At 70.4% G+C, this 11,910-nt stretch carries 10 protein-coding genes; 7 read left to right on the top strand and 3 right to left on the bottom strand.

Going from position 1 to position 11,910, the window contains the following annotated elements:
- The first annotated feature begins 13 nt into the window (after positions 1-13).
- The 4 genes from ACGFSB_RS21010 (at position 14) to ACGFSB_RS20995 (ending at position 5,820) form a co-directional block, all read left to right on the top strand.
- Positions 14-1,600 (top strand): MDR family MFS transporter, encoded by a 1,587-nt coding sequence (locus tag ACGFSB_RS21010; RefSeq protein ID WP_393401309.1) that lies wholly within the window; start codon positions 14-16, stop codon positions 1,598-1,600.
- A gap of 98 nt (positions 1,601-1,698) precedes the next feature.
- Positions 1,699-2,625: a DUF6039 family protein gene (locus ACGFSB_RS21005; protein WP_393401306.1), complete on the top strand. Its 927-nt coding sequence runs from the start codon at positions 1,699-1,701 to the stop codon at positions 2,623-2,625.
- Positions 2,622-4,886, top strand: coding sequence for an ACP S-malonyltransferase (gene fabD / locus ACGFSB_RS21000; protein ID WP_393401303.1), 2,265 nt, complete (start codon positions 2,622-2,624; stop codon positions 4,884-4,886). Before ACGFSB_RS21005 ends, fabD begins: the two co-directional genes overlap by 4 nt.
- A 16-nt stretch (positions 4,887-4,902) precedes the next feature.
- Positions 4,903-5,820: a DUF6039 family protein gene (locus ACGFSB_RS20995; protein WP_393401301.1), complete on the top strand. Its 918-nt coding sequence runs from the start codon at positions 4,903-4,905 to the stop codon at positions 5,818-5,820.
- Positions 5,821-5,906: 86 nt separating this feature from the next.
- Here the strand turns inward: ACGFSB_RS20995 and ACGFSB_RS20990 are convergent, their stop codons facing one another.
- The gene (locus tag ACGFSB_RS20990) at positions 5,907-6,314 is read right to left on the bottom strand and encodes a DUF3224 domain-containing protein (protein WP_393401298.1); all 408 of its coding nucleotides are present in this window, start codon (positions 6,312-6,314) and stop codon (positions 5,907-5,909) included.
- Between the two features lie 204 nt (positions 6,315-6,518).
- Here ACGFSB_RS20990 and ACGFSB_RS20985 point away from each other — a divergent pair, with 204 nt between their 5' ends.
- On the top strand, positions 6,519-7,235 hold the full coding sequence (locus ACGFSB_RS20985; RefSeq protein ID WP_393401295.1) for a PIG-L deacetylase family protein: 717 nt from the start codon (positions 6,519-6,521) through the stop codon (positions 7,233-7,235).
- Between the two features lie 43 nt (positions 7,236-7,278).
- Here ACGFSB_RS20985 and ACGFSB_RS20980 read toward each other — a convergent pair whose 3' ends face one another.
- The gene (locus ACGFSB_RS20980; protein WP_393401293.1) at positions 7,279-8,046 is read right to left on the bottom strand and encodes a class I SAM-dependent methyltransferase; all 768 of its coding nucleotides are present in this window, start codon (positions 8,044-8,046) and stop codon (positions 7,279-7,281) included.
- Between the two features lie 47 nt (positions 8,047-8,093).
- Positions 8,094-9,848, bottom strand: a complete 1,755-nt coding sequence (locus ACGFSB_RS20975; RefSeq protein WP_393401291.1) for an alpha/beta fold hydrolase — start codon at positions 9,846-9,848, stop codon at positions 8,094-8,096.
- A gap of 167 nt (positions 9,849-10,015) precedes the next feature.
- Between ACGFSB_RS20975 and ACGFSB_RS20970 the strand changes: the two genes are divergently transcribed.
- Positions 10,016-10,285: an acyl carrier protein gene (locus ACGFSB_RS20970; RefSeq protein WP_393401288.1), complete on the top strand. Its 270-nt coding sequence runs from the start codon at positions 10,016-10,018 to the stop codon at positions 10,283-10,285.
- Positions 10,282-11,898 (top strand): AMP-binding protein, encoded by a 1,617-nt coding sequence (locus tag ACGFSB_RS20965; protein WP_393401285.1) that lies wholly within the window; start codon positions 10,282-10,284, stop codon positions 11,896-11,898. Before ACGFSB_RS20970 ends, ACGFSB_RS20965 begins: the two co-directional genes overlap by 4 nt.
- Positions 11,899-11,910 lie beyond the last annotated feature (12 nt).

Here is an 11,910-nt window from a genome sequence, read left to right as displayed (position 1 = left end):
GGAGTACTGAGGCATGGCCGACGGAACGAACGAGAGCGCAGCGACGGCGACGCAGCCGGGAGGAGGGCCGGATGCCCTCTCCCTCCGGCAGATCCGCCTGGTCGTCGTGGGCGTCCTTGCGGGCGTACTTCTCTCCGCGCTCGACCAGACGATCGTCAGTACCGCCCTGCCGCGCATTGTCGGCGATATCGGTGGAATCAACGGCCTTGCCTGGGTAGTCACCGGATATCTCCTCACTTCTATGGCAGCAACACCCTTATGGGGAAAATTCTCCGACCTCTACGGGCGTCGGCAGACATTTCAGGCAGCCATCGGCATCTTCATCATCGGCTCCGCGTTGTGCGGCGCGTCCCAGAACATCACCGAGCTCGTGATCTTCCGGGCGGTGCAGGGAATCGGCGCCGGTGGTCTGTACGCCCTCGCGCTCGCCATCATCGGTGCGATCGTCCCGCCCGAGCTGCGCGGCCGCTACCAGGGCTACTTCGTGGTCGTCTACGGGATCTCCAGCGTGGCCGGACCGCTGGTCGGCGGCTGGCTCGCCGACGGGCCCGGCTGGCGGTGGATCTTCTACGTCAACGTCCCGGTGGGTCTCGCGCCGCTGATCATCACGACGCTGGTGCTGAAGCTGGAGAAGGTCCGCAGAGAGCATCGTGTGGACTACGTCGGTGCGGCCCTCGTCGTCGCCGTCGTCACGTCGCTGCTCCTCTACGTGGACTGGGCCGGGGACAAGTTCGGCTGGACGGACGCTCGCGCGCTCCTGCTCCTCGCCGCCTTCGCCGTCTTCACCGCGATCCTGCTCTGGGTCGAGCCCCGCGCGGCCGAACCGATCATCCCCATGTCGCTGTTCCGCAACCAGGTCTTCAGCATGGCCATGGTGTTCAGCTTCATGTCCGGTGCGGCGATGTTCAGCGGCACCGTCTACTTGCCGGTGTATCTCCAGGCGGTGCAAGGGATGTCGCCCGTGCGCGCCGGGCTCGCCATGCTGCCTGCCATGGTCGGCATCGGCCTGACGTCCATGGTGTCGGGCGCGATGATCAGCAAGACGGGCAAGTACAAGATCTTCCCGGTGGCGGGCTCCGCGGTCGTCGTCGTCGCGTCGCTGCTGCTCGCGCTGCTCGACACGGACACCCCGTACTGGGAGTTCGCCCTGATCAGCTTCGTTTTCGGCGGCGGTGTCGGGGCCACGATGCAGACCATCATCACCGCGGTGCAGAACTCGGTCGACCCCAAGGAGATCGGAGTCGCGACCGGTTCGGTCAACTTCTTCCAGCGGATGGGCGCCGCGGTGGGCACCGCTGTGCTCGGTGCGGTGCTCAGCGTCAGGCTCGCCCACCATCTCGCGGACGGCCCCGAGGCGGCAGGCGCCACCCGGGTCGACGCCAACGACGTGGAGGCCATCAAGGGCCTCGCACACGGCCTGCGGGACTTCGTGACCGGGGCCTACGCGGACTCCATCGACGATGTGTTCCTGGCCTCCGTTCCGTTCGCCGTGCTGGCCTTCGGGACGTCGCTCTTCCTGAAGGAACTGCGGCCGCAGGCTCCGGCCGAGCAGCCGGAAGCCGTCGCGGAGCACACCACGGCACCTGCCTCCGACCAGTAACCGGAGGCGGGCGGCGCGCTCAAAGTTGCGCAGACTGCCCGGACCGGGCGCCGTAGCGTCCGGTGCTGTCGGAGTCGCGAGCGGAACAAGGAGTCGCCTTGAAACCTGACAGCATCGGCGCCAGCGGTCAGTCGTCCCACCCTCTGCTGCGGCCCGCCTCACACCAGTCGGCCACAGCAGAGGACAAGATGCTGCACTCGGGCAACGCCGGCTTCGTGGTCTGGAGGACCGCGCAGTTCACCTACCAGCACCGCCGTGACGGCCAGCTGTTCGCGAGCGAGATGGCGCGCTTCATGAACCAGGCGGACCTCAACGGCGCCTCCTTCCTGTACTTCGAGGAGGTCTGCGGCCGTCACGACCGCGTGCACTTCTTCATCAACTGGAAGTCGCCCGTCGACTACGCGCTCAGCCTGGAAATGGTCGACCATGACGCGGCGATGATCGACCTGCTCGAGTCCGACCGGGTGGAGGACGAGAACGACAAAGGCGACTGGGCGAAGGCGGTCGTCGAGTCGACGATGCGGGACCGGTGCCTGGTCCCGCAGCACGGCGGACCCGAGGATCACGAGGAGGAGCACGCGCCCCAGGAGACCTGGGTGGAACCCGCCTCCCACCAGGTCGAACTCCCGGTGGAGCAGCAGCTCACGACAGCCAGCGCGCCCCTGGTGGTGCACCGCGTCGCACAGGCCAAGCACCGGCTGCGCAACGAGGCACGGGCCTTCGCCTTCGCATGGCAGAACCACATCAACCGCACGTTCCCGGGAGCCGTCACCTCGTACCTCTACGAGGAGACCTTCGGGCGCATGGACCACCTGCACTGGCTGATCCACCTGCGCTCCTTCGAGGACTGGGAGCGGGTGCGCCGCCTCGCGGAACACGACAAGGAGTACGCCGACCTGTTCGAACGCCCCTGGGTGCCGAAGTCCAAGGGCGGCGGGGGCTGGGGCCAGGCCTTCGTGGACGGGTCGATCGAGGACACCCTGCTCGCGCCCTTCCAGATGCCGGCGGACAGCTCACCGGCATGATCGCGTGGGTCTTTCCCGGGCAGGGCGCCCAGCGCAAGGGCATGGGCGCGGACCTCTTCGACGACTACCCCGACCTCTGCGCCACCGCCGACGAGATCCTCGGCCGCTCGGTGCGCGAACTGTGCCTCGACGACCCCGAGAACCTGTTGGCGCGCACCCGGTACGCGCAACCGGCTCTGTACGTCGTCTCCGTGCTCAGCCTGCTGCGGCTGCGCGAGAGCGAACCGGAACCGGACGTCCTCGCCGGGCACAGTCTCGGTGAGATCGGCGCCCTGCACGCGGCCGGGTGCTTCGACTTCGCCACCGGCCTGCACCTGGTGAACCGGCGTGCCGAGCTGATGGCGCGGGCCGACGGGGGCGCCATGCTCGCCGTCCTCGGCCCCACCGCCGAGCAGGTGGCCGAGGTACTCGCGGACCGCGGGCTCACCGAGGTCGAGGTCGCCAACTACAACTCCCGTACGCAGACGGCACTCTCAGGACCGGCCGCCCCGATCGCCCTGGCGGCCGAGGCGCTCGGCGGGCGGGACGGCACGCGCTGTGTGCCGCTGAAGGTCAGCGGTGCCTTCCACTCCCGTCACATGGAGGCCGCCGCCGCGGAATTCGCCGCGCACCTTCGACGCGTCGACTTCGCACCGCCCCGGATTCCCGTCCTCGCGGGCAGCTCCGGCGCGCCCTACCCGCCGGACGGGGCGGCCGCCGTGCTCAGCGAGCAGATGCGCAGCCCCGTGCGGTGGTACGCCATCATGCGGGAGCTGTACGGGCGCGGAGTGCGTCACGTACAGGAGGTCGGCCCCAAGGGAACCCTGACGAGCCTATGGGCACAGACCCGGCGCGAACTGGACCGGGAGGCCGGGCCGGGCCTGCCGGACGCACAGGTCCCGCAGGCTCCGCAGCCCCCGTCGGCTCCCGGGCGAGAGGGGCCGCACACCCTGGGATCCGCGGAGTTCCGCGAGGACTACAACATCCGCTATGCCTATGCGGCGGGCGCGATGTACCAGGGGATCGCCTCCGTCGACATGGTGGCCAGGCTCGGCCATGCCGGACTGCTCGGCTTCTTCGGAACGGGCGGGCTTGCCCTGGACGACGTGGAGAAGGCCGTGGTGAGCCTCGGTGAACAGCTGGGCAGGGACGGCGTCTTCGGGATGAACCTGCTGCGCGACCTGGACGACCCACGGCAGGAGGAGGAGACGGTTCGGCTGTTCCTGCGCCACGGCGTGCGGTTCGTGGAGGTGGCCGGGCACCTCGACGTCACCGAACCCGTCGTGTGGTTCCGCTTCACCGGTGCCCGCTTCGGCCCCGACGGCGTTCCCGTCGCGGCGCGGCACATCGTGGCGAAGGTGTCGCGCCCGGAGGTCGCCGAGGCCTTTCTGCGCCCCCCGCCGCCCGCCCTGCTCGACAGGCTCGTCGCGGCGGGCCGGCTCACCGAGGCGGAGGCCGCGGCAGCCGCCCGGCTGCCCGTGGCCGGGGACGTCTGTGTGGAGGCGGACTCGGGTGGCCACACCGACGGCGGCGTCGCGCTCGCGCTGATGCCGGTGATGACCCGGCTGCGGGATGACGCGATGCGCGCCCATGGCTTCCCGCGGCGCATCCGGGTGGGGGCGAGCGGCGGCCTCGGATCCCCGGAGGCGGTCGCGGCGGCGTTCGTCCTCGGCGCCGACTTCGTCCTGACCGGCTCCGTCAACCAGTGCTCGGTGGAGGCCGGGACGTCCGAACAGGTCAAGGACCTGCTGGCCACCCTCGACGTACCGGACACCGCCTACGCGCCGGCCGGTGACATGTTCGAGATCGGTGCCCGCGTCCAAGTGGTGCGCAAGGGCACCCTCTTCGCGGCCAGGGCGAACAAGTTGTACGAGGTCTACCGTGCCCACCGTTCCTGGGACGAGATCGATCCGGGCACCCGCCGCACTCTGGAGAACGGCGTGTTCCAGCGGGACTTCGCCGACGTATGGGAGGAGACCCGGAACCACTACCTGGCCACCGGCAGACCCGAGGTGGTGCGGCGGGCCGAACGCGATCCGCGCGCCCGGATGGCGCTCGCGTTCAAGTGGTACTTCGCGCGCAGCGGCCGCCTGGCGATGTCCGGGGACCCCGCGGGCCGCGCCAACTACCAGATCCACTGCGGCCCCGCGATGGGCGCCTTCAACCGAACCGTACGCGGCGGCGCCCTGGAGGAGTGGCGCGACCGTCACGTCGACACGATCGCGGACGTACTGATGTCGGGCGCCGCCTCGGTGCTCCGGTACACCTCGTCCAGCGGGTGAGGAGAACAGAGACCACATGGACCAGCCGATATTTTGTGCCCAGCGTCAACTGGACGGAAGGAGCGAGGAGTTCCTGCACTCGGCGAGCGCCGGAGCGCTGGTGTGGCGCAAGGCGCAGCTGGCCTCGGGCGACAGCGCGGCGGCCCGCCGCGCGATCCGGGAGCAGGCCGATCACATCAACGCCAAGCACTCCGACCTGGCGACCGTATTCGTCTACGAGGACACCTTCGGTACCCGGGACCGGATCCACTGGCTCCTGCACCTGAACTCCCTCGCCGACTACCCGGCCCTGGTCAGGATGGGGCCTGGCGGCGCGCCGGACGGTCCGAGCAACGGCGTCCTCGGGCGGGCCCAGGCGCGGAACTGGCCGGAGCTCTTCCTGCCGGGGAGCGTGTCGGAAACGGTGCTGCTTCCGCACCGCTGGGGGATGTTCGGTACGGCGACCGAGGCGATGGCCCAGGACCCGTCCGTGAGCCCGGTCGTCCCCGAGGGCGCGCAGATGCGCTTCGAGGTGGAGCCGGCGCAGGCACAGACCTCCCTGCCGGACGAGCTGACGGTGCACTCGGGCAACGCCGGAGTGATCATGCACCGGGCGGCCGAGGCCACCTACGAATTCCGGGCCGAGGCGCGGGTGTTCGCCCGTACCGTCGCCGAGAACAACAACCTGAGCATGAACGGCCACTCCTCGGTCTTCCTCTACGAGGAGGCCTTCGGGCACATGGACCGGCTGCACATGCTGATCCACATGCGCTCCCTCGACACCTTCTACCTGATGATGGGCCTCGACGCCCGGACGGACGCCGACGCTCCGCGTGCGTCGTACATCCAGGACTGGATCTCCATGGACAAGGGCGGCGGAGCCTGGGACCGGATCATGGTCCAGGGCAGTACGCACGACACCCTGCTCACCCCTGCCGACTGGTCCGCCCTCTGACCCGACCCGCTGACAACCGCCCCCCCACACGGCCGAGGGGCCTGTGCCGCGCTCCTGAGCGCGGCACAGGCCCCTCGGCCGTCGCGTCAGCCGAGTGTGTACTCGAGGCGCACTTCGGCCTGCCCGTCGGTCCCCATGTCGGCCGTGGTGTAGCCGCCCTCGCCCTGGAGGCCGGTGAGATCCCCGGTGCCCGAGTCGGGGATCACCTTCCAGTCGACCTTGGCCACACCGCCCTTGATGGTGCCGGTGAGCTGGATGACGAAGGTGCCGGTGCGTCCGTGGAGGCTCCCGCTGACGCGCTCGACGGCCACCATGGAGCTCGTGCCGTCCGCCAGCCCGGAGATCAGCGTCTCCGCCTGCCCCACCGCCTCGAGGTTCCCGGTGTAGTGATTGGTCACGCTGCCCCTCATGAGCGCGGGACCTGCCTCGGCCACATCGAAGGGCTCCGGTTTCCAGGGGTCCCACTTCAATACGCCGGTGGCGAGTGAACTCATGTGAATCCTTCCGTGCGAGTCGATTTGCTCCCTGCGGATTCTTCCGCATCGGCTGCGGAGAACTCAATGGAGTGGCCATTTTTCAGCCGTCTTCGATTTCCTTCGTCCCCGAACCACGCGAAACAGCAGTTCAGTCGGGAGATGTGCACCCATGCTCAATAGTGAGCATGCCGGATTCCGATACGGTGGATAACCTCCCATGTTATGACTGAAGACCTGTCGCAGATGCCGATGGACTGGGAGCGGGCGCTGGCCGTCGTGGCGCACCCCGATGACATGGAATTCGGCGCCGCGAGTGCCGTCGCCAGCTGGACCGCACACGGCAAGTCGGTGAGTTACGTACTCGCGACCCGGGGCGAGGCCGGAATCGACGGGCTCGCACCGGAACAGGCCGCACCGGTGCGCGAGGCCGAACAGCGTGCGAGTGCGGCGATCGTGGGCGTGAAGACGGTGGAGTTTCTCGGCTTCGGTGACGGCGTCATCGAGTACGGCCTCCCGCTGCGCCGCGACATCGCCGCCGCCATCCGGCGCCATCGCCCGGAGTTGGTGATTTCCTTTAACCACCACGAGTACTTCACCAGCGGCCGTCTGAACACGCCCGACCACCGGCACGTGGGGCGGGCCGTTCTGGACGCCGTGGGCGACGCGGGCAACCGCTGGATCTTCCCGGATTCCGAACTGGATCCCTGGCAGGGCGTCAGGTATCTGGCGGTCGCCAATTCGCCGAACCCCACCCATGCGGTGGATGTCACGGACTCCCTGGAGGCCGGTATCGATTCCCTCCAGGCGCACCGCGCGTACATCGAAGGCCTGAACATGCCGGGCTTCGACGTACGCGGCGCCTTCACCACCATCGCGCGGCAGACCGGTGAGCGGTTCGGCGGACGGCCCGCCGTCTCCTTCGAGATGCTGCCCTGCTGATCCTGATCCGTCCCCGCCACCCCGGCCCCCCTCCTCGCCGGTCTCACTCCTTGTCGAGGACGGTGCAGTGCGCGTACCAGCGCTGGCTTCGGGGGCGGGCCGGTTCGGGCAGTGACCGCAGGGCGTCGAGCACCGGCTCGACCACTCGCTCCCAGGTGGGCTCGTCGACGTTCCACAGGTACGGGGGCTGGCGGGTCGCGACGACTTCGAGGAACGCCTCGGGCTTGATGTCGCTCGCGTACTCCACCACGGGGGCACTGCTCACCATCCGCAGTCCGGCCCGCCCCGCGGCCTCCCGAAGGCCGTCGACGGTGTCGGGGCGCGGCGGCTTGAGTTCCGTGAGCGGGGCCAGCGCGTCCACGACGTCGTCCCGCTCCGCGAAGGGCTCGCCGTGCAGGGCGAGGAGCCGTCCCCCGCGCCGCAGCACCCGGGCCGACTCGACGAGTGCCGACGTCATGTCGCCCACCAGATGCAGGGCGTGCGCGAAGACGACGTTGCCCAGGGAGCCGTCACCGAAGGGCAGCCGCTGCGCGTCGGCCTGGAGCAGGCGGCCCGCCAGCCGCTCGCGGGCGCGCTCCAGCATCGGGCGGGACAGATCGACGCCGACGACGTGGTGCCCGTACGCCGCGAGCCCCGCCGCCACCGCCCCGGTACCGGCCCCGACCTCCGCCACGGCGCCCGGCACCACATGCGGCCGTAGCGCCGCGGCGGCCTGGGCCCCGCGGTCGCCGCCGCCGCGCAGGCTGTCGTACGAACCGGCGAGGCGTTTGAAGGCTCCGTGCTGAGAGGTGCTGGGGGCGGGCTGCGACATGGGCCACCTGTTCCGTTCGTTGTCGGGTCGCCGGGGGACGGTGTGCGTCATGTCCGCACGAAGTCCCTGATCAACTGGGCGATGAGTTCGGGTCGGTCGAAGAGGACGTAGTGCCCGGAGCCGGACACCGGGACATAGCGGCTGCGGGGGAAGCGGGACGCGGCGCGGCGGAACCGTTCCGGGGAGACGATGTCGTCGCGCTCCGCGCCGATGAAGAGCAGGGGGACGTGCACCTGTTCGGCGTCCCGCAGCGCGTCCTGCCGCCAGAAGTCGGCGAGTTGACTCGCGTAGGAGATGAGTCGCTGTTCGTCGGCGAAAGGCCGGCGTACGGCCCGGTCCAAGAGCGGGCTCGCCCCGGACAGCACATCGGCGGTCGGCTCGGTGGCGTCCTGTGACGTGCCGTCCTGTGTCGTGCCGTCCTGCGAGGTGAACATCCGCATCAACATCCCTGCGGACTCGGGGTGTTGACTGACCGTGCGGGACAGATGGCCCAGGTTGCGCTCGTAGGCGGTGTCAAGGTCGGGCTCCGCGTCGGTCAGCCGGAACGAACCGTTGAGGAACACCATGGAGCGGGCCACCCCGGGGCGGCGGCGGTGGAACTCGAGCGCGAGTTTGGGGCCGGTGCACCAGCCGACCAGATGACAGGAGTCGATGCCCGCCGTGTCCAGGACGGCGCACAGGTCGCGCGCGTGGTCCGCGAGTCCGGGTGCCTCGACGTGTCCGCGCGGTTCCCAGATCACGATGCGATGGTCCGCGCCGAGCGCTTCGATCAGCCGCTCCCAGAAGTCGAGTCCCTGGCCGAGTGCGTTGAGCAGCACCAGGGGTGCGGTCTTCGATGTGGTGTCACCGGCCTCGTGGAAGGTGAAGGGTGCCCCCGCCGACGCGCAGACCGACTCGCGCAGGGTGGACCACACCCGGGGTGCCCGGTCGCGTGCCGCCCGGGTCGAGGCGAGCTGCTCGCGTGCCACCACCGAGAGCCGGGTACGCAGGCCGACCTCGTCCAGAGCGGTCTCTTCGGGGTCGAGGCCCGCCAGTTCGTGGGTGCGCAGGTAGTCGGCCGCGGGCTTCTCGCTGGAGTACGGAGCCAGCATGGCGAGCCGGTCGGCGAGGCGGCGCGACAGCGGGTCCTGAGCGCCGGTGTCATGGGTGTGCTCAAGGCGTACTCCGTACACCTCGCCGATGAGGCGGGTCAGTTCGCCGGCCGTGGACGGCGACACGGGACCGACGAAGTGCCGCGCGGCGAAGGTGTCGGGGCGCCGTGCGACCGCCGTCATCAGGGCCGCCGCCCGCTCCGCGGCGACCGGCCGCACCTGAGCGTCGGGCGGGTCGAGCAGACCCAGCGGCACCCGGGCGAAGTGGTCCGGGTCACGCTCCGCCGTCTCCAGGAGCAGGGCGTGCAGGACATCGAGGAAGCCGAGCAGCCCGCCCCTGTCCCTGCTCCGCTCAGGGGCCGGGCTTCGGCGCGGGGCCGCGGCGCCGAGCAGCGTCGGCACGAGGAAGACCCGCAGGGGCAGGCTCTCGCGGGCACAGGCCGCTCGCAGCTCCCGCTCCTCTCCAGCGCCCGGCAAGTTCCCTGAAGGAACAACGTAGTTGACCTCCGTGACGCCGGTCCGCCGCACGGCGGTCAACGCCTCCACGGGCGCGGCACAGCATCCCTCGGTACCGGCGACGAACCACAGCCCACCAGCGGTCCACCCGTCATCGTCCGCGGCGGACCACACCCTGCTCGGGTCGTCGAGCAGATCGAGCAGGGGGGCCGCGAGGGGGGAGTGGGCTTCGGCTATCAGGACAGACCGTGGCATCCGTTCATCGCTCCCGATCGGATCGGCAGGGCAGGACGCCTGCGCGCGGCGTGGGCTTCCCATCCTGTGCGCGCGGGCGTGGGTGTCCCATCCTGGCCCCTCCCACTCTGGAGGCCTGCTCAACTTTGCACGCCGGTCACGTGGTTGCTGCTCCTAGCATCCCCGCCATGACTTCAGGCGGCTGGGACGCGGACTTCGAGAACATCCTGCGCGGCTTTCTGCCGGGCCTGGACGAGGGCACCCCCCTGGACGGTGACGCCTCGCTGCCCGGCTACGGCCTCGACTCCATCGGCATGGTCGCGCTGATCGGCGTACTGCAGGACGCGTACGGCGTCAGCGTGCCGCCACAGGACATGACACCGGCCCATTTCCGCACCGCCACGCATACCTGGTCGCTGGTGACCGGCCTGCGCGCGGCCCGCCCGGCCGCGTCATGAGCCTCCCGTCGGCGCTCTCCCACGGCGGGTCGGCCACATCGCGGGAGGCGTCCGCGACGCCCCGGCTGCTCGACGACTGGTTCCGTGAGGGTCTTGCGCGCAACCCTTCGGGCGCGGCCCTGCTCATCCACGACCGGGAGTGGAGCTACATCGAGCTCGACCGCACGGCACGGCGGTACGCCGCCGCGCTGAGCGCGCGGCACCGGCCGCGCCGGGTCGGCATCCTCGCGGGCAAGAGCGTGGAGGCGTACGCGGGATTCCTCGCCGCCCTGTACACGGGTGCGGCGGCGGTGCCGCTCAGCACCGAGGCTCCGCTCGTCCGCAACCTCGCCATCGCCGCGGCGGCGGGCGTCGACGCCCTGGTGGTGGACGCCGGAGGTGCCGACCAGTGCGCGTCACTCCACGCGGCCGTGGGGCACGACGCACCGCTGGTGGCGCCCGCCCTGCCCCATGTGCCGCCCCTGCCCGAGAACGGAGCCGAGGCGTACCCGGACACCGGGCGCAGCTCCGACGACGCGGCCTACGTCCTGTTCACCTCGGGCTCCACGGGCCGCCCCAAGGGGGTGCCGATCAGCCACCGCAACGTCGACGCGTTCCTGTGCGCCACCCTGCCCCGCTACGAACTCGGCCCCGGCGACTGCTTCAGCCAGGTCTACGACCTCACCTTCGACCTCTCCGTGTTCGAAGTCTGGCCCTGCTGGTCGAGCGGCGCGCGCCTGCGCGTACTGACCCGGCTACAGGCCCTGGACCCGGCCCGCTGGGTGAGTGCCCACGGCATCACCGTGTGGACGGCGACGCCGAGCCTGGCCGCCGCCGTGACACGGCGCGGCGGACTGCGGCCGGGTGACCTCGGGGGCCTGCGCTACTCGGTCTTCTGCGGAGAACCCCTGCACACCACCACAGCCCGCTCCTGGCGCCGCGCGGCACCGTCCTCGGTGCTCGACAACCTCTACGGCCCCACCGAACTGACGGTGGCCTGCACCGCGTACCGATGGGCCGTCGACGCCGACGCGCCCTGGCCGCCGGAGTACGAGGGCGGCACCGTGCCGGTCGGAGAACCGCACCAGGAGCTCGCCGCGATGTTGCTCGGTGCGGACGGCGAGCCCCACCCCGAGCAGGGGGAACTCTGCGTCACGGGGCCACAGATGTTCTCGGGCTACCTCGAACAGGACCAGAATCAGGGCAGGTTCGTGGCACGGGACGGCGCGACCTGGTACCGCACCGGCGATCTGCTGCGCCGGGACGCGAGGGCCGGCCTGGTACATCTGGGCCGGGTGGACCAGCAGGTCAAGGTGCGGGGCTACCGCGTGGAACTCGGCGAGGTGGAGCAGGCCCTGACGGCTGTGGCGGGAAGCCCCTGCGCGGTGCTGCTCGCCGAGGGTTCTGACGGGCCGGTCCTCGCCGCGTTCGTCACGGTGGCCGGGGCTTCGTCCGACGAGCCACGGCTGGACACGGCGACGGTCAGGGAGCGGCTCGCGGAGCAACTGCCCGGCTACATGCTGCCCACATGGATGTGGCCGGTCGAGCACCTTCCGCTGACCGCCAACGGCAAGACGGACCGGGGATCGCTGAGCGCGGACGCGGTCCGGCGGCTGAGCCAGGCAGAGTGTTGAGGAGACGGGACG

Source organism: Streptomyces sp. NPDC048441 (assembly GCF_043200235.1).
Lineage (GTDB): Bacteria > Actinomycetota > Actinomycetes > Streptomycetales > Streptomycetaceae > Streptomyces.
The sequence above is the reverse complement of the archived record's forward strand: the minus strand, read 5'-3'. Positions and strand labels throughout refer to the sequence as shown.

Coding starts and splice junctions, on each gene's coding strand:
- ACGFSB_RS21010 (WP_393401309.1), top strand. CDS start 14: ATGGCCGACGGAACGAACGAGAGCGCAGCGACGGCGACGCAGCCGGGA.
- fabD (WP_393401303.1), top strand. CDS start 2,622: ATGATCGCGTGGGTCTTTCCCGGGCAGGGCGCCCAGCGCAAGGGCATG.
- ACGFSB_RS20995 (WP_393401301.1), top strand. CDS start 4,903: ATGGACCAGCCGATATTTTGTGCCCAGCGTCAACTGGACGGAAGGAGC.
- ACGFSB_RS20990 (WP_393401298.1), bottom strand. CDS start 6,314: ATGAGTTCACTCGCCACCGGCGTATTGAAGTGGGACCCCTGGAAACCG.
- ACGFSB_RS20985 (WP_393401295.1), top strand. CDS start 6,519: ATGACTGAAGACCTGTCGCAGATGCCGATGGACTGGGAGCGGGCGCTG.
- ACGFSB_RS20980 (WP_393401293.1), bottom strand. CDS start 8,046: ATGTCGCAGCCCGCCCCCAGCACCTCTCAGCACGGAGCCTTCAAACGC.
- ACGFSB_RS20975 (WP_393401291.1), bottom strand. CDS start 9,848: ATGCCACGGTCTGTCCTGATAGCCGAAGCCCACTCCCCCCTCGCGGCC.
- ACGFSB_RS20970 (WP_393401288.1), top strand. CDS start 10,016: ATGACTTCAGGCGGCTGGGACGCGGACTTCGAGAACATCCTGCGCGGC.
- ACGFSB_RS20965 (WP_393401285.1), top strand. CDS start 10,282: ATGAGCCTCCCGTCGGCGCTCTCCCACGGCGGGTCGGCCACATCGCGG.